The 17,194-nt window shown below is 33.7% G+C and carries 16 protein-coding genes and 1 pseudogene; 1 reads left to right on the forward strand and 16 read right to left on the reverse strand.

The features are described 5' to 3' along the window. Positions 1 to 239: 239 nt before the first annotated feature. The 9 genes from BMX10_RS10890 to BMX10_RS10930 form a co-directional block, all read right to left on the reverse strand. Positions 240 to 1,727 carry a UxaA family hydrolase gene (locus tag BMX10_RS10890; RefSeq protein ID WP_090443798.1) on the reverse strand — a complete coding sequence of 496 codons (1,488 nt, stop codon included), beginning with the start codon at positions 1,725 to 1,727 and terminating at the stop codon, positions 240 to 242. A 43-nt stretch (positions 1,728 to 1,770) separates the two neighbouring features. After that, positions 1,771 to 3,180: a glucuronate isomerase gene (gene uxaC / locus BMX10_RS10895; protein ID WP_090443801.1), complete on the reverse strand. Its 1,410-nt coding sequence runs from the start codon at positions 3,178 to 3,180 to the stop codon at positions 1,771 to 1,773. 57 nt (positions 3,181 to 3,237) lie between these two features. Then, a complete protein-coding gene (locus tag BMX10_RS10900) occupies positions 3,238 to 4,680 on the reverse strand; it encodes a tagaturonate reductase (RefSeq protein WP_090443803.1) in 1,443 nt (480 codons plus the stop codon). Positions 4,681 to 4,758: 78 nt separating this feature from the next. After that, positions 4,759 to 5,772, reverse strand: coding sequence for a LacI family DNA-binding transcriptional regulator (locus tag BMX10_RS10905; RefSeq protein ID WP_090443805.1), 1,014 nt, complete (start codon positions 5,770 to 5,772; stop codon positions 4,759 to 4,761). 194 nt (positions 5,773 to 5,966) lie between these two features. Continuing rightward, positions 5,967 to 6,671: a GntR family transcriptional regulator gene (locus tag BMX10_RS10910; RefSeq protein WP_090443808.1), complete on the reverse strand. Its 705-nt coding sequence runs from the start codon at positions 6,669 to 6,671 to the stop codon at positions 5,967 to 5,969. 55 nt (positions 6,672 to 6,726) lie between these two features. Further along, positions 6,727 to 7,563 (reverse strand): 5-dehydro-4-deoxy-D-glucuronate isomerase, encoded by an 837-nt coding sequence (gene kduI / locus BMX10_RS10915; RefSeq protein ID WP_090443811.1) that lies wholly within the window; start codon positions 7,561 to 7,563, stop codon positions 6,727 to 6,729. Between the two features lie 24 nt (positions 7,564 to 7,587). Further along, positions 7,588 to 8,343: a 2-dehydro-3-deoxy-D-gluconate 5-dehydrogenase KduD gene (gene kduD, locus BMX10_RS10920; protein WP_090443814.1), complete on the reverse strand. Its 756-nt coding sequence runs from the start codon at positions 8,341 to 8,343 to the stop codon at positions 7,588 to 7,590. 652 nt (positions 8,344 to 8,995) lie between these two features. After that, complete coding sequence (megL, locus tag BMX10_RS10925) at positions 8,996 to 10,192, reverse strand: methionine gamma-lyase (RefSeq protein WP_090443817.1); 1,197 nt, start codon at positions 10,190 to 10,192, stop codon at positions 8,996 to 8,998. A gap of 93 nt (positions 10,193 to 10,285) precedes the next feature. Beyond that, positions 10,286 to 11,836 carry a sigma-54 interaction domain-containing protein gene (locus tag BMX10_RS10930; RefSeq protein ID WP_090443820.1) on the reverse strand — a complete coding sequence of 517 codons (1,551 nt, stop codon included), beginning with the start codon at positions 11,834 to 11,836 and terminating at the stop codon, positions 10,286 to 10,288. A gap of 401 nt (positions 11,837 to 12,237) precedes the next feature. Here BMX10_RS10930 and BMX10_RS18595 point away from each other — a divergent pair. Further along, positions 12,238 to 12,372, forward strand: a pseudogene (locus BMX10_RS18595) (hypothetical protein); the annotation flags it as partial. Positions 12,373 to 12,818: 446 nt separating this feature from the next. On the opposite strand, the gene BMX10_RS10940 reads toward BMX10_RS18595, so the two are convergent. The 7 genes from BMX10_RS10940 to BMX10_RS10970 form a co-directional block, all read right to left on the reverse strand. Then, positions 12,819 to 12,983, reverse strand: a complete 165-nt coding sequence (locus BMX10_RS10940) for a helix-turn-helix domain-containing protein (RefSeq protein WP_090443826.1) — start codon at positions 12,981 to 12,983, stop codon at positions 12,819 to 12,821. 547 nt (positions 12,984 to 13,530) lie between these two features. Next, positions 13,531 to 14,394 (reverse strand): DUF3800 domain-containing protein, encoded by an 864-nt coding sequence (locus BMX10_RS10945; RefSeq protein ID WP_090443829.1) that lies wholly within the window; start codon positions 14,392 to 14,394, stop codon positions 13,531 to 13,533. 287 nt (positions 14,395 to 14,681) lie between these two features. Then, a complete protein-coding gene (locus BMX10_RS10950) occupies positions 14,682 to 15,005 on the reverse strand; it encodes a hypothetical protein (protein ID WP_090443832.1) in 324 nt (107 codons plus the stop codon). A gap of 119 nt (positions 15,006 to 15,124) precedes the next feature. Continuing rightward, on the reverse strand, positions 15,125 to 15,298 hold the full coding sequence (locus BMX10_RS10955) for a helix-turn-helix domain-containing protein (RefSeq protein ID WP_090443835.1): 174 nt from the start codon (positions 15,296 to 15,298) through the stop codon (positions 15,125 to 15,127). Positions 15,299 to 15,439: 141 nt separating this feature from the next. Then, positions 15,440 to 16,219: an ImmA/IrrE family metallo-endopeptidase gene (locus tag BMX10_RS10960; RefSeq protein WP_170834785.1), complete on the reverse strand. Its 780-nt coding sequence runs from the start codon at positions 16,217 to 16,219 to the stop codon at positions 15,440 to 15,442. A gap of 56 nt (positions 16,220 to 16,275) precedes the next feature. Then, on the reverse strand, positions 16,276 to 16,719 hold the full coding sequence (locus BMX10_RS10965) for a YgiT-type zinc finger protein (protein WP_090443841.1): 444 nt from the start codon (positions 16,717 to 16,719) through the stop codon (positions 16,276 to 16,278). Beyond that, positions 16,712 to 17,083, reverse strand: coding sequence for a DUF4258 domain-containing protein (locus BMX10_RS10970; protein WP_090443844.1), 372 nt, complete (start codon positions 17,081 to 17,083; stop codon positions 16,712 to 16,714). The genes BMX10_RS10965 and BMX10_RS10970 overlap by 8 nt, the downstream gene beginning before the upstream one ends. Positions 17,084 to 17,194 lie beyond the last annotated feature (111 nt).

The following is a 17,194-nucleotide window of genomic DNA, read 5'->3' on the forward strand; positions in this document are numbered from 1 at the left end:
ATTGCCTACTACCATACTACCATAGTATGTATTGGCTGTCAATCATTATGTTGAATATAAATAACATAGCCAAGATTGTCTCCGTCAATTTGTTTAAGCTAGGGGGAACTAGTCCCCCTAGACGATTGCTATGCAATCTAAACCCTTGAAACCTTCGAGGGTAAACCCCTCTAAACACCACTTCTATAGACATATAGAGGAGCATAAAAGAACCTTCTGGTGATAGATTCCTCCCAATCCTACAATGTTACCCCTGTTTTAAAGATTGCGATTTCTCTAAATTCATTTTTTTCATTATTAACAAGTTTACCACTGGCAACTTCAACAATATAGTGGATAAATTTTTCCAAAACTTCTTCCATTGATTGATCTTCTACAAGGGTTCCAGCATTAAAATCTATCCAATTTTTCTTTTTGTTGTAAATCTCTGAATTGGAAGATATTTTTATTGTTGGAACAAAGGTACCAAAGGGAGTCCCTCTACCTGTTGTAAATAAAACCATATGGCAGCCTGATGCAGCTAAAGCTGTTGAAGCTACTAAATCATTCCCAGGAGCACTTAGAAGGTTTAATCCTTTTTCTGTTAATATCTCCCCATACTTTAGTACGTCCACAACTTTAGAATGACCTGCTTTCTGGGTACATCCTAAAGATTTGTCTTCTAAGGTAGTTATACCACCTTCTTTATTTCCAGGAGATGGGTTTTCATATACAGGTTGATTATTTGCTAAGAAATACTCTTTAAAATCATTGATTAGGTGTACTATTTTTCCAAAGACTTCTTCGTCCTTTGCTCTTTCCATCAATATCGTCTCTGCTCCAAACATTTCAGGCACCTCGGTTAGTACACTTGTACCACCCTGGGCAATTAAATAGTCTGAAAAGCTGCCTAATAATGGATTGGCTGTAATGCCTGAAAGACCATCAGATCCACCACATTTTAATCCAACCTTTAGCTCTGACAAAGGCACTTCTTCACGGGTATCCCCTTTCATTGTCTCAAAGATCCCCTTTAAAAGGCAAACGCCTTCCTGTATCTCATCTTCTACCTCTTGGGTTATCAAAAACTTCACTCTGTTCTCATCTATGTCTCCAAGAATTTCTTTGAATTCTGCTACTTGATTGTTTTCACAGCCAAGGCCTAATACCAGTACTCCACCACAATTGGGATGCTTCACTAAATCACCTAAAATTCTCTTTGTGTTATCATGATCATCTCCTAATTGGGAGCATCCATAATTATGCTTGTAAACCTCAATATGATCAATTAAGCTTATATCTACTTCAGTCTTAAAAGTATCTACGATCATTTGTCCAGTACCATTTACACAACCAACTGTTGGGACAATCCATAATTCATTTCTTATACCCACACTGCCATTTTCTCTCTTGTAGCCCATGAATACTTGATTATCCCTTGTGATATCTCTATCTACTAGTTTTTGATTGAAAGCATACTCAATATTTCCACTTAACTTGGTTTTTGTGTTGTGAACATGGACATGGTCTCCTGCTGCTATATCCTCCAGTGAATAGCCTATAGGCAACCCGTATTTAATAATGTCTTCATCTTTGCTGATTTTCTTAACTGCTACCTTATGGCCTTTCGAGATATCCATCCTAAGTTGTACTACTACCCCATCAATTTCTAATGTTTCCCCAGCTTTTAAATCAGTTAGTGCTACCAGCACATTGTCTTTATCATGGATCTTTATAAACCTTTTCATAAATCCTCCTTTCTATCGTAATAAGCTTAGATTTCTGTCCACTTTACTGAAGACGAAACCCAAAATAACGATTGGTATTATAGTAACAAATATCCTTCACAATCTTCCCTAATAAATCGATATCATTTGGAAACTCTCCATTTTCTACCCATTCACCTAACAAGTTGCATAGGATTCTTCTAAAGTATTCATGTCTTGTGTAGGATAAAACACTTCTAGAGTCTGTGAGCATTCCTATAAATCTACTTAATAATCCCATATTGGCTAAAGCTATCATTTGTCTAATCATTCCGTCCTTCTGATCGTTAAACCACCAGCCAGATCCAAACTGTATCTTCCCTGGTATTCCCCCGCCTTGGAAAGATCCTATCATAGTAGCCAACACTTCATTGTCCCTAGGATTCAAACAATAGAGAATTGTTTTTGGCAGTTCATTTGTCGTATCTAATGCATCTAGGAACTTGGCCAAAGCTTCTGCAAAAACATAGTCTCCAATGGTATCAAAGCCTGTATCCGGACCTATTGTTCTCATCATTCTGCTATTTACATTTCGAATGGTCCCTATATGCAGCTGCATCGCCCATCCTAGCTTGGCATATTCTCTTCCTAAGAATAACAGTACATGAGTTTTATATTTTCGGATATCTGACGCTGTTAATTCTTCTTGATTTAAAGCCTTTACAAAGATATCATTAATTTCTTCCTGGTGGCCTTCTTCGAATACGATTGGATCCAAGGCATGATCAGATGCTTTGCATCCTAAGGAATCAAAATATAGAACACGTTCCTTTAGTGCATCTAGTAAAGCATCCATGCTTACGATGTCTCTTCCCACTACTTCTCCTAGTTTTTTAATCCAGGTTGTAAAGCCCTCCCTCTCAATGTTGATTGCCTTGTCAGGTCGAAGTGCCGGCAATACTTTTACGTCGAAGGTAGTATCTTCTGCAATAGCCTTATGATATTCTAATGTATCAATTGGATCATCAGTGGTACAAATCACCTTTACATCAGATCTTTTAATTAGTTCTCGTGCTGTAAATTCCTCTTTTTGCAGCAGTTCATTACACTTTTCCCAAATTTCTTCTGCAGATTCTGGATTAAGTAGTGTATCTATGCCAAAATATCGTTGCAGTTCCAGATGGGTCCAATGGTATAGTGGGTTTCCTATGGTATAGGGAACTGTCTCTGCCCATTTTAAAAACTTATCCTTATCTTCAGCATCACCGGTAATGTATTTTTCATCAATACCATTGCTTCTCATGGCTTTCCATTTGTAATGATCTCCACCAAGCCAGATTTCAGTTATATTTCTATAACGCTTATTTTCTGCGATTTCCTTGGGATTTAAATGGCAATGATAATCGATAATTGGCATTTCCTTCGCAAAGTCGTGATATAGCTTAATCGCCGTTTCATTGTTTAATAAAAAATTCTCATCCAAAAATTTTTTCATTGTTACCCTCCTCGTATATTTTCGTATTGTAAACTTAAATATATCTATATACTGGTGTTAAAAAGTTTGTACTGCTTCTTGCATACCCTTATCCAATAGCATTTCTAGATAATCCGTCACTTGTTGATGCAGTCCATCTATCTTGTTTAAGTCCATCTCCCAGTTTTTCTCATACCCTAATACTGCCTCAACAATCTGCTCTAGACTTTGTCTTGTTCCATCATATGATGCCCATAGGTTTTGATATAGCTCAAGGATATCCTCGTCATCTTTTAAATCAATCCTCACACCATCTCTCTCTCCTCTGTAGAAGGCAATCAGGGCAGCAAGGGAAAATACTAACCTATTTGGCAAACTATTATTGCTCTCTTGATATTGTAAAATAGATGGTAAAACTCTTGTTTTAAATTTAGACATACCGTTTAGAGATATACTCATTAGATAATGCTTGATAAAAGGGTTCTTAAACCTATCCATAACTGCTTGAGCAAAATCCTGTAATTCTTTCTCTGACAGCTCCAATGTAGGAATAATTTCATCATAGATTGCATCCTGAATAAACTTACCAACAACCGGATCATCTATCGCTTCCTTTACAGTATCCTTCCCATATAAATATGAAACGGGTACCATGGCTGTATGGGCACCATTTAATATTCTTACTTTTCTTGTTCTATAAGGTGTAAGATCATCGACAAATAATACATTTAATCCTGCTTTATCAGCTGGGAATTCATCCTTCACCCATTGAGGTCCTTCGATAACCCATAAATGGAATTGTTCTCCTTCCACCACCAGCTTATCTTCATATCCTAGTTCTTTAGTAATCTCTTCTATCTTATCCTTTGGATATCCAGGTACAATTCTATCAACCAACGTATTGCAGAATGTATTGGCTTCATTTATCCATTCTACAAATCCTTCTTCTAAATTCCATAGCTTTGCTAATTTTACAATAGTTTCTTTAAGCTTTTCACCATTTTTATCGATAAGCTCACATGGTAAGAAGATAAATCCTTTCTCCATATCTCCATTAAAAAATTGGTATCTATGATACAAAAACGCTGTTAACTTGCCAGGAAAGCTGCTTTGGGGTCTATCTTCAAGCCTATCCTTTTCTTCATAAACAATTCCAGCCTCTGTTGTATTAGAAGTGATGAATCTTAACTGGGGATTTTCTGCTGCTTTTAAAAACTCATTATAATCGCTATAGGTATTTATTCCTCTACTTATAGAGCTTATAATTGTATGCTCACTGATAACTTCTCCATTTTTAATCCCATTCAAATATAAGGTAAATAATCCATCTTGTTCATTTAGTATTTTTACTCTACCCTTTTCTATTGGCTGTATGACTACTGCACTTCCATTGAAGTAGCCTGCTTTATTCATCTCAGCTATCATCCAGTCAACAAAGGCACACATAAAATTACCTTCTCCAAATTGTAATACTTTTTCCCTATAGGATTTCTTTTCAAAGCATTCATTAATTTTTTTCATGGCTTTACCCTCCTTTGTTTTATGTTAACGTGTGCAAGAAATTGTGAGAGTCACTCTCTTTATATTATCCATAAAATATTATCTACTCACATCATTTATTCTTTTTACTGATTCTCTTACTTGTAATGTTGTTGGAACATAAATCCTTTCATGTTCTAGATGCTTACCTTCAATTAGCTTCAATAGCTTCGTGGCTCCTTTGATACTAATCTCCTCAATAGGTCTCTTCACAGTTGTAAGGGCTGGTGATAAAAAGGATGAAAAAACATTGTCATCAAATCCAACAATTGAAATATCTTCTGGTACCCTTAGCCCCTCATTTACAATTGCTTTAATGGCACCTACAGCCATATCGTCATTTGAGCAGAATACTGCTGTTGGAATATTTTGAAGACTTAGAAGCTGCTTCATTGCTTTATAGCCGCTTTCCAAATCATATTTTCCTTCAACGGTATAGGCTCTATGCATAGGAATACTATGATTTATTAAAGCCTGTAGGAATCCTTCCTTTCTCTCATATGAAGATCTAAATCCTTTTTTCCCTTCAATAAGGGCAATGTCCCTATGCCCTTCACTTATTAGGTATTCTACCGCATTTTGAACGCCATTGCGGTCATCAGAGAGAATGTTAATGACATTAGCATCCTGGACTTCTCTATTCAACACCACAGTAGGAATGTTTTTTTCTAATATATTATAGATAAAATAGTCATCCTTTGTACTTTGACTCATAACGATAATGCCATCAAAACGTTTTTTGTTGATTACATTTAAATTAGCATATCCATCGATACCGCTTACAGTAAGATTAAATTCTTTATGTGCAACACTGTTTACCCCTTTAACGACTTCATAAAAGAAGCTAGATGATGTACCTTCATCAATTGATGAGAAAAATAGTCCAATATTATAAGACCTATGGAGTACTAAACTCTTAGCATTATAATTAGGTATATAATTCAAAGATTCAGCAATTGTCTTGATTTTTGTTTTTGTAGACTGGCTAATTAAAGGGCTGTCATTTAAGGCTCTGGAAACTGTAGTGTGCGAGACACCTGCAAGCTTTGCAATATCCTTTATTGTAACGTTCATTTTACCACCTCAAAAACATCATATCATATTATGCACACGATAACAATTATTTATATTTATCAAGTAAAATTGGATTTAAGTAGGATTTTAATGCAATTAAATCAAAAGAGAGGGTTGGCAGCCATCGGATAATTTGCTTGTGATGAGAAACAAATAAACCTTATCTTTCTGCGATAAGCCTTATGAGTGTATCTTTAATCATTAATGTCTTTATCATGTATGAAGTAGTCTGCAAACTCTGTGTAGATTCGGTGGCCCAATCTCTCAATACCACTATTTAGATGTTTATTAACAAATGCTTCTATACAATCAATTTTTTTGTTCTTTATGATATCTACTAATTCTACATGATCTTCATAAATAGCTTGAAAGTTCTTAACTGCAACAATATCCAGCATTCTGAATCTAGTATAATGTACCTGCAGTTTTTGAATTTGCTCCCAAACAATTAGTTTGTTTGTTGCTTTAAACCATACCTTGTGAAGTTCACCATCTATTTTATAGAATTCTTCTGTAGTAAAATCTGATTTTAAAAGAGCCTCTTGAAGCTTTAGATTATATTCAAGTCCAGCTACTAGACGATCATCAAGCATCTTTATGGCATCTCTAATAACCATCGTCTCAATCGCTATTCTCATATAGATGAATTGGTGAATACGATCCATATCCAACAAAGAAACATAATTTGCCTTATATGGAATAGTAACCACCAATCCAGAATTGTTAAGCCTTTGAAGCACATCTCTACTAGGAGTCCTAGATATATTATATCTTTCGCATATGTCTTGCTCAGTTAAAATTTGTCCTGGTTTAATCGTTAAATTAAGTATATCTTTTTCTAGATTTTTATACACATCTTCTGCAATTGTATTGGCTTTATAATGTTTTATACCTGTCATATCTAAAACTCCTCGTACAATAAAATAATTATTTGTTATTTTGATGCATATCTTGTTATTCGATATCTTTTATTGCAATATGGTCCATATCTGTAAACTCAATGTTTTCACCGCACATACCCCATATAAAGGTATAATTGCTAGTTCCTACACCGCTATGTATAGACCAGCTAGGAGATATAATGGCTTGTTCATTAGCCATGACAACATGCCTTGTCTCTTGAGGTTGCCCCATTAAATGGAAAACCCTAGCCTCATCATCCATATTAAAGTACATATACACTTCCATACGTCTTTCATGGGTATGGGCAGGCATTGTGTTCCATACACTTCCTGGTTCAAGAATAGTCATTCCCATAACCAACTGACAACTTTCACATACGTCTGGATGTATGTATTGATTAATTGTCCTTACATTTAGATTTTCTTTTTCCCCTAGTTTTACTTTTTTTGCTTGTTCTAAAGTAATCCTTCTAGTGGGAAAAGCTTTGTGGGCTGGACTACTATTAAAATAAAATTTTGCTGGGCTATTGATATTTTCTGATTCAAAAGTAACATCCATACCGCCCATTCCAATATAAAGACCATCAGCATTGTCTAAGATAAATTCATTACCATCTATTGTTACCTTTCCTTTGCCGCCAATATTTATTATCCCAGCTTCTCTTCTTTCAAAGAAATAGCTAACACCTAGTTCCTTACCAGCACTTAGTTTGATTTCCTCTCCTACAGGCATGATACCACCAGCGATAATTCTATCAATATGAGAATAAACCAAAGCCGCTTCATTTTCTACAAATAACTTTTCTATTAAGTAATGGTTTCTTAGCTCTTCCGTTGTATAATATTTGGAATCCTCTGGATGATTTGCGTATCTTATTTCTAAATTCATCTAACATCACTCCTTATCAAATTTCTATCTTGCAAGCCAGCCGCCATCAACGGCAATTGTAAATCCATTAACATAGTCTGAAGCTTTAGATGCTAGAAAAACTACTGTTCCATCCAAGTCCTCAGGGGTTCCCCATCGATTAGCAGGTATTCTTGATAAAATTTCTGAACTTCTTCCTTCGTCTGCCCTAAGAGCAGCCGTATTATCTGTAGCCATATACCCTGGAGCTATTGCATTAGTATTAATATTATACTTAGCCCACTCATTTGCCATTAACATGGTTAGGCCTTTGACACCAGATTTACTGCCTGTGTATGAAGGAACTCTTATACCTCCCTGGAAAGAGAGCATGGATGCAATATTTATTATCTTTCCTCCAGTTCTCTGCTCAATAAACTTTTTAGCTACCGCTTGACTTAAGAAAAATACCATTTTAAGATTGATATTCATAACATCGTCCCAATCTTTTTCAGAAAAATTAATAGAATCTTCACGCCTAATAATTCCTGCGTTATTAACTAGAATGTCTACTTTGCCGAAGTTATCCATAGCCGCTTCCATAACCTTTGGAATAGAACTCATTTCCATCAAGTTAGCTTGAACACCAACAAATTTTCTACCTGTTTTTTCTACTAGGCTTTTTGTTTCATCTAAATCAGTAGATCCTACACCTAGGATATCTGCTCCTGCCTTGGCTAAGGCTATAGCCATACTTTGACCAAGTCCCGTTCTACAGCCTGTAACTATTGCTACCTTACCTTCTAATGAAAATATATCCATTATAAACCTCCTTTTATAAAATATGATATGTCTTTTTATCAGTTTTTATATTGTATACATTGTATACAACGTATACAATTAGTGTAAAGAAATTTCATGTCTATGTCAATAGGTGTTTTATATATATCCAAGCTGAAAACTATCATTATACTAAGAAATATTTGGATGTTGCTATGCTTAATTTTGATACACTAAAGGGCTGCATTTGCAGACAGTGGCCATGATGTCCAATCCATGGAAATGAAAAATCCGTTAAGAAATTCGTATGTTTGAGCGTAGCGAGTTTGCGAATTATAGGATTTTTCATTGGAATGGATTGTAGACATCATCCATTGGTGAAACCGCAGGCCTGTGTGTATCAAAATTACGATTGGTCACAATATTTCTAATTATGGTAAATTAAAAATGTATATTTTTACTTCTTAGGTTGGCTATCTATATTTTTATATTGGTTGTAGTACTGTTGTTGTAGAAAAAAAGAAGGCACTAAGCCTTCTATAACTGGTTTATGTTTTAAAGATTCTTATATGTAATCTGTTTCCCGGTTTCAATTTGAATGCTAAATTTTTCTGATTTTAAAAATGTATCTAGTTTTCCTCAATACCTTTTAATTTATCATTTGGATAATTGATTTAGAATAGTTCAGTTTATATTATAATTGATCTAAAGCCTTTACTAAATCTGATATGATATCCTCCGGATTCTCTAAACCTACAGATATTCTCACTAATCCTTCCGAAATATCAGACTCTGCCCTTTCCTCCGGTGTATAGGGTGAATGGGTCATAGAAGCAGGATGTTGAATTAATGTTTCAGTGTCTCCTAAGCTTACTGCTAATGTACACAATTCCACTGTATTCATCAACTTTTTACCAGCTTCTAAACCACCCTTCACTTCGAAAGCAATCATGGCACCTGGCAATTTCATCTGTTTTTTAGCCAAATCATATTGGGGAAAGCTCTTTAATCCTGGATATGCAATACTCTCTACTGCAGGATGAGATTCTAAGAATTCAGCAATAATTTGAGCATTTGCACAATGTCTCTCCATTCTAAGATCTAAGGTCTTCATTCCCCTATTAATTAAGTATGCATCAAAAGGGCTGAGAGATGCACCCGTCATGTCCTTTATACCTACCAGCCTTACCTGATTAATAAAATCCTGCTTTCCTACAGCAAATCCAGCTATTACATCTCCGTGTCCATTTAAATATTTTGTAGCAGAATGAATCACCACATCTGCGCCTAAATCAAGTGGCCTTTGAAGATAAGGGGTGCAGTAGGTATTATCTACTACAACAATACACCCTTCTACTTCATGAGCAATTTTTGAAATTGCTTCTATATCTGACATAGTCATATTGGGATTTGCAGGGTTTTCAAGGTATACAACCTTCGTGTTTTCTCTCATAGCCTTTCTTACATTTTCAGGATCTGTTGTATCAACAAATGTGACTTCAACACCAAACTTTGTTAGTCCGTGGCTTAAGAATGCAAAAGTGCATCCATATAAGGTTTTAGCTGCTAAGATATGATCTCCTGCCTGTACAGCAGTCCATAAAACAGAGGTAATGGCTCCTATACCTGATGCCGTTGATACAGCCGCTTCAGCATTTTCTAAATTAGCAAGCTTTTCTTCAACCTGTGTGTTGGTTGGGTTTCCTAACCTGGAATAAATATATCCCCCTTCCTCTAATGCAAATCTTCTTCCCCCCTGCTCTGCTGAATCAAATATAAAAGTAGAAGTCTGATATATTGGCGTTGCCAATGCCCCAAATTCATTTTTTTGATATCCAGCATGTACTGCCCTTGTTGAAAAACCCATTTTGTTTAAGCTTTCCTTGTTCATCCTGTATCCTCCTTAACTTTCATTATAATAGCTGTTTTGCATTTTAATTATTTGCTCATTATATTTTTTCATTTTATGGAGGTGTAATCTCAACTAGTCTTTAAGATCCTCCTTAAATATGCCATACTTCTTCATTCTATTCATAAGCAAAGTATGTGTAACCTTAAGATTTCTAGCAGCTTCTCTAATGCTTTTTGTTGATTTCAAGCTATCGGTTATCATTTTCTTTTCCAAACTTTCTATGCACTCTTTAAGAGACGCTTCTACCAATGAATCTTCTGTTGTTAAATTATAATTAAGGATTATATCCTTGGCTAAAATTGTTTTTGTAATGGACAAGGCAGCTGCTCTTTCCAGTACATTTTGAAACTCTCTTACATTACCTGGCCAATTATAGTTAATCAGCTTTCGCATAGCATCTTGTTCAATTCCAGTGATGGTTTTGTTATATCTTTCAGAATGCATCCTGGAGAAATATTCAAACAATAAGGGGATTTCCTCTTTTCTTTCCCTAAGAGGAGGTATGTTGATATTAAATATATTGATTCTAAATAATAAATCTAACCTGAACTCTTTATTTCTTACCATTTCATCCAAGTTCTGATTGGTAGCTGATATCAATCTGGCATCAATGGGAATCTCTTTGTGACCTCCCACTCTTCTTACCTTTCTTTCCTGCAACACCCTTAACAACTTTGCCTGTATATGGGGTGCCATTTCTCCTATCTCATCAAGAAAAACAGTTCCTCCACTGGCAACTTCAAAGATTCCCGCTTTACCTTCCTTATTTCCTCCTGTAAAGGTTCCAGGTTCATATCCGAACAACTCACTTTCTAATAGCTGATCTGGAATGGCAGCACAATTAATTGCAATAAATGGTTTGTTTTTCCTGTTACTATGATTATGAATCGCCCTTGCAAATAACTCTTTCCCAGTACCACTTTCTCCTGTAATAAGCACCGGTGAATCCCATTTGGAGTATTGCTTGCCTTCACTTATTACAGAAATCATTCTTCCACTTTCACCTATAATATCATCAAATGTAATGGGGTTATCATAACGACTGAATACACTTGATTTATCTATATCGTAAAATGATATTAAGTATCCAGTTAAGACATCCTCCTCATTTTTAATAAGTTGCAGATTCACTTGATATAATTGATTTCCTATCTCCATCCTTTCAGTTACTATGTTTTTTTTGCCTTTTACATTTCCTAAAAAGGATATAAATCTATCGTAATCTATGTATTTTCTGATATTTACTCCAGTAATATCCTTACCTTCACACCTAAATATTTTTTCTGCAGCATAGTTATTGATATATTTTATATCTCCTTTTTTGTTTACAAGAGTTACTCCATGCGGTATGAGGTCTAATACATTTTTCATTTGTGTATTCTTTTCCTCAAAAGGAAATAGATCTATTTCTTCGATACTCTCCCATTCACTAAGATTTTCAAACTCTTTTTTAATAAGTTCCCAAATATGTTCTTCGACGGGCATCAGTTTGATATATGCAACATATGCATAAACTTCCATCCAAATTAGTCCTACTCCATATTTGTATAATACGGATAAAGCTTTATAGGTTAGATGCGGTCTATCCTCAACAGCTGTTAGTTTGATTTTCTTAGTTTCCATATTCCCACCCTCTCATATTAATTCTTTGCACATATTGTGCCAACTTTAATAGGGGCCAAACCTACATAAGACCTGCATAAAAAACCTTCTTTTATAAATAATGGAACATTTTTATGCCACATATAAGGTTTGTTTAGTCTAATGACCCATAACAAATGGTTTAGTTTTAATCCATTTGGATTAAAACTAAACCATTTTAGGCGTTAAGTCAAGCTTTATATTTAAACTATATCTAGCCACACTCCAATTTAAATGATAGAGATACTAAGATGCATCAATTGTTATAGACTAACACGTTTTTAAATGTAGGCGCGTATGCTACTCAAGCCACAATGAATACACCAAACAATACTGGATCCCTTACAATTAACTAGACAGCTTAGCTTCTACAGCAAGTAGGATTAAAAGATGTAACCTTCCATGGCTTCCATCATATGTATGGGACTCGACTTCTAGAGGCAAATAAACATCCTAAGGTAGTTCAAAAGCTTTTAGGCCACTCTGCATGGAGAGATTTTATACTTTTTTTGTCGTAGTAGGCTTAGGCTGTAGTAAGTCTATATTAAAAAACCTCTAGTCATTACAACTAGAGGTTTTCACTGGCACGCCCTGAGGGATTCGAACCCCCGACCTTCAGATTCGAAGTCTAGAAAATATCGTTACGTAAACTTTTGTATCTTTTTACAACCTTTGATATTGCTTATTTTTATCAGTTTATCATTTGGTACTTTTTCTTAATTCTTGTCTACTATTAGCACCTTTAGTAGACAAATAGTAGACAAGCTTATAATCTCTATAATTATATTTTCTAACATTTATTTATTGTATAGTAAACAATTCTAGCGTCATAATGTAGTCGGTTGAAACGACCTCTTTAGGAAATTTTTCTCGTAAGCAAAATTTGTATTGAAAGGTTTTTCTATCATCGGTTCTCCATGTATTCTAAAAATTTTTCAGTGTTGCTGTGGAGGCCCTTCTTTTTTCAAACCTTCAATTGCCTTGCTATGTATTCTTCAAGAGATTGCTTAGGTATTTTCCAATCACTACCCATTTTAAATGCTTTTATTTCTCCTTCTCTAAGTAGCTTATAGCAAAGCGATTCCTTAATCTTTAAAATTTCCATGAGTTCTTTAGCTGTGTAAATCATAAAACACCTCTCTACCTTCGTTTTTATCCTTAATTCTTAACAAATTTAAATTATTTTATAATTTTGTAAATAAATTCTAATGTTTTGTGGAAACTTCTAATAAATTATATATGTTCTAAAGGAGTTTGGGATTGATGGGAGATACAATCACGATTTATACGGAGTTCAGATTAGACAGAAGAACCGGAGAAATCACCAAATCACATCCTGTGGAATTAACCGAATACGTATTTTAAACTTGGATCGAACCAGCAATACCGCACATATTAGACATCATTATTCGGTTAATTGAAAAGGACAATGAAAGCACTTATGATGAGAAAAAAGCTAAAGAATTTTTTTAAAAATGAGGTAGCCGGAGCTACCTTATATGTAGTTAAAACTTAAATATTAAATTGTAAAAAATTCATGTATAGGCATAGTTAATATTGTTTATACTTAATACCAACAATATTATTGACAGTATTGTGTTAATTGGATATAATTTAATTAATAGTAGTAAATTTAAGCTCTGTCAATCCGAAGTCTCAAGTTCCACTTGGGATACTTAGTAGGAAAGATGGGGCTTTAATTTTGTTTTAAAGTTTTTAGTTTTAGTTCCATCATACTGATATTCGTTAGGGGTAAAAAGCCAATGCCTATAAGGATGGTTCCACCTATTGCCATAATCTCCTCCAACTCCAGTGCTGGCTCCTACATTGAAGTTAGGGTATACTTCTCTTATCAATTTATTTATATGCTTGTATAATTTCTCTTTAGCTATAGTTTTCTTCCCTCTTGTTCTTTTACCCTCGGGCTTTTCCTTATGCTTATCGTTTAATTTAAACTGTATTGATCCCAATACTATATCCATACATTGTAGAATCACATGATCATGTGAAGTTACTTCTGTAATATCTTCCCTTCTAATAAAAATATTATTCTCCATAAATACATCTTGATATTGCAAGGCATACACATATTCTTTAAATTTTCCATTCTTTTCTTTCGTGTCAGGCAGCTTATCAAAGTACATTTTCAACACTATTTTTTCATTGGAAGGGTTACAGTATTGGAACCCAAATGCATGTTTGCAAAACTGATAATATAATAAGAAGAATTCGTTTTCTCTTTGTTCTTTTGTTAGGTTATTGGCTTCTCTACAATTTTGAGTAAACATTATTCTGATTTTAATCTCGTTCTTTTTAATATACTGAAAGAAAAACGTCATGATTTCAATATATTTATCTAAATATTGCTCACTAACTTTTGACCATTTTATTTCATGTAAAAAACCTAACTCTTGTTTTTTATCATTTAAGTCTTTTACTATTCTATCTATGTATTTTGAAGATACTAGAGCACCTCCATAGAAATTACCAAAATATTTTCCCTGTTTATCAGATTCATCAAAATATAACGTATACTCCAAGCTCTTTCACCTACCCTTAATAATTTTCTGCACATAATAAATTATAAAATTAATTATCAACAAAGTCAATTATTAAAACTACTTATCCACATGTAAATTTTGTGGATAATGTTTATAACACCGTTAATTATTTATATAAAAGCTTATAAAACAAGGTAGTGCATATAAGCACTACCTTGTTTTATATATCAACTATGTTTTTACTAAACAAACTACTTGTCGCTTTAAACACTGCCCAAAGAGACCTTTGCTGCTTTTTTTTTAAAAAAGTTATCATAAACATCCTCCTATTCTTTCAATTCTTCATCTATTATACATTTTTCTAATAATTCTTTTACTTCAGTAACATAATCATTTGCAATGCGAACAAACTGTTTTATATTTTCATATTCATGGAACCATTTAAAAGATTGTCTTTGATGAGCTGTCTTTGGTCCTCTTACACTTCCAAATTTGATGGCAGCTTCCGCAATTGGTTTTTCCCTGAAAACGTACTCATCTTCCCATCTGCCTAATATTATTCTAGCTTTTTCGATCTTATCCAAACACCTTTCAATTGCGTCTTCTTTTTCTCTTAATTGATCGCTAACACTCAGATCCATTTTTAACATAAGAAATCCTCCTTTAGTTTAACCTTGAGGATATGATATAATAAATATAGCAATACCCTCATAGGTGTTGTTAACTAGGAAGTCCAGTACTTGTTTGCGAGACGAGATGGGCTTCCTCTTTATTTGTCTATCCATTCTATTACTGCCTCTTTTTCAATTCTCCAATCCTTGCCTACCTTAAATGCTTTTAGCTTACCTGATTTAATAGCTCTTTTGACTGTTTGATCACTGATCTGTAAAAACTCAGCTAACTGTTTTGTTGTCAAAATTTCAGGCAATTTATCAATTCCCATAAATCAACCTCCTTTCATATCATATTATATCAAAACATATCATTTCATGTCAATATCTTTTAAATAATTTTTAATTTAAATAAAAATTAAATTCTATTAGTAGATAAATGAAGCATAAAAAAAAGAGCTTTTTCAGCTCTTCTAATAGAATAAATCTTCATCATAATTTATTAGGTTATCAGCTTTAATTAGAATATACCCTGTTTCATATTCTGGGTAATAAACTACTTCTTCTTCGACAAATATATCACTCTCTACTTCATCTATCCAAATATATGCTGGTACTCTATTATTTATTATTCTTTGATAAGTTTCCTTGCAAATATTTAATGATGAGTGTTCTGGAGCCGAAGTACGTACTATGTCCTTTAGCTTTATATAGTTGTTAAAATCTTCAGATGCTACAAACCACTTAATTATATTTTTCACACAGTAAACAAAGCAGACAACATCCTCTGTATGCTCAATTATTTTAATTGCTGCTGCGGGAATAGAAACATTATAATGCCTTGCAGTATTTATTATATCTTCAAGACTATTAACATCGCTGCTTTTTTTAATAAATTGTGTTGGCATTAATAATTCTGAAGCAAATAGATCTGCTTCTCTTTCTTTATCATTATTATTCAAGTTTTTGGTAGATATTAACTCATTTACATTGCATTTATACAGCGGCTCTAGATGATCAGGAATAAAATAATGACCTAATTCATGTGCTAATGTGAAGTTAATTCTTTCTTTTAGCATCATATTCTTATTTAATAGTATCAATTTCTTACCGCCCACGATTATAGTATATGCATCACTACCACCAGTATCTACATACTTAACATCAAAGCCTAATATATTTACTAACCCTCTCACATCTAAAGGGTGTTTTAACTCATATTTCTGTAACACATCATTAACATATAACTTCACTCTATGCTTCTCCAACTTTATCACCTTCATTTTTATGAAAGAGTAATTTACATCTTCTATTCTTTCCCTTTAAATAAATTATCTATTTCTTTTTCAACATCTTTTGTTATGTTACAGTGTTTTCTCGCAGCGACAGAAATATTATCTTTATTGAATATTGAGTATATATCTTTTCTGTTAATAATAATTTTATTATTTGTTTTTATTAAATGTAATTTTTTCTCTGTAATTATCTCATATACCTCTTCAACATGTTTGATTAGCAAGTCATAACTATCTCGTATATCAACAATTTCCGGTGTTTCCTTAATATTGTCCAAGGCTCTGGTTATTTCTTGAATAAGGATTGCTGTTTTCTCATCTAAATAAAACTCATCACACTGGTTGCATTGGTACTTTGGCAATTCAGGAAATATTAACTCAACATCACCCCAATAACCATAAACATTTCCTCTAGATTCTACTAACTCACCATTACAATCATAACATACATTAAACATTTACTTTTTTCCTCCTCCATTGATCACTTGATTCCAAAACCCATTTTTCTGGATCCGGTAAGTATACAGTAACACATAACCCAAATGTGGACTTTATTGCTACTGCTACAAAAAAATTTGGAGGTTTGTTAGCACAATCTTGAAATAGGACTTTTACATCTCTTTCAAAATCTTGAACTTCCATTACTACCCCATTACGTATGCTCTCGTAAACATCACTAAGTCTTATTTTTCTTTTAGATATCTTTCTATTACAATGATCTGATATTTTGATCTGATTACTCTTAGCACAGTTTCTAATAAAGATTATTTCTTGTGAGTATTTATTTTTTACTGGTTCTGGCAAAATACTATTTGAAGGCATCTTTTTCTCTCCTTTCGTTATCTTTTTTCTACAAAAGAAGAAAAAAACCTCCATAATTTCATCGCAAGTTTCGACATAGTTTTTATATGCCTTTACTAAGGATTATATCCT

Origin of the sequence: Natronincola peptidivorans (assembly GCF_900111615.1) — a bacterium.
GTDB lineage: Bacteria > Bacillota > Clostridia > Peptostreptococcales > Natronincolaceae > Natronincola_A > Natronincola_A peptidivorans.

Bases quoted from the DNA above. Each gene is read 5' to 3' on its own strand.
- BMX10_RS10890 (WP_090443798.1), bottom strand. From the start codon at position 1,727: ATGAAAAGGTTTATAAAGATCCATGATAAAGACAATGTGCTGGTAGCA.
- megL (WP_090443817.1), bottom strand. From the start codon at position 10,192: ATGAACAAGGAAAGCTTAAACAAAATGGGTTTTTCAACAAGGGCAGTA.
- uxaC (WP_090443801.1), bottom strand. From the start codon at position 3,180: ATGAAAAAATTTTTGGATGAGAATTTTTTATTAAACAATGAAACGGCG.
- BMX10_RS10910 (WP_090443808.1), bottom strand. From the start codon at position 6,671: ATGACAGGTATAAAACATTATAAAGCCAATACAATTGCAGAAGATGTG.
- BMX10_RS10955 (WP_090443835.1), bottom strand. From the start codon at position 15,298: ATGGGAATTGATAAATTGCCTGAAATTTTGACAACAAAACAGTTAGCT.
- kduD (WP_090443814.1), bottom strand. From the start codon at position 8,343: ATGGATATATTTTCATTAGAAGGTAAGGTAGCAATAGTTACAGGCTGT.
- BMX10_RS10940 (WP_090443826.1), bottom strand. From the start codon at position 12,983: ATGATTTACACAGCTAAAGAACTCATGGAAATTTTAAAGATTAAGGAA.
- BMX10_RS10900 (WP_090443803.1), bottom strand. From the start codon at position 4,680: ATGAAAAAAATTAATGAATGCTTTGAAAAGAAATCCTATAGGGAAAAA.
- kduI (WP_090443811.1), bottom strand. From the start codon at position 7,563: ATGAATTTAGAAATAAGATACGCAAATCATCCAGAGGATTCCAAATAT.
- BMX10_RS10930 (WP_090443820.1), bottom strand. From the start codon at position 11,836: ATGGAAACTAAGAAAATCAAACTAACAGCTGTTGAGGATAGACCGCAT.
- BMX10_RS10950 (WP_090443832.1), bottom strand. From the start codon at position 15,005: ATGTTAAAAATGGATCTGAGTGTTAGCGATCAATTAAGAGAAAAAGAA.
- BMX10_RS10970 (WP_090443844.1), bottom strand. From the start codon at position 17,083: ATGCCTTCAAATAGTATTTTGCCAGAACCAGTAAAAAATAAATACTCA.
- BMX10_RS10965 (WP_090443841.1), bottom strand. From the start codon at position 16,719: ATGTTTAATGTATGTTATGATTGTAATGGTGAGTTAGTAGAATCTAGA.
- BMX10_RS10905 (WP_090443805.1), bottom strand. From the start codon at position 5,772: ATGAACGTTACAATAAAGGATATTGCAAAGCTTGCAGGTGTCTCGCAC.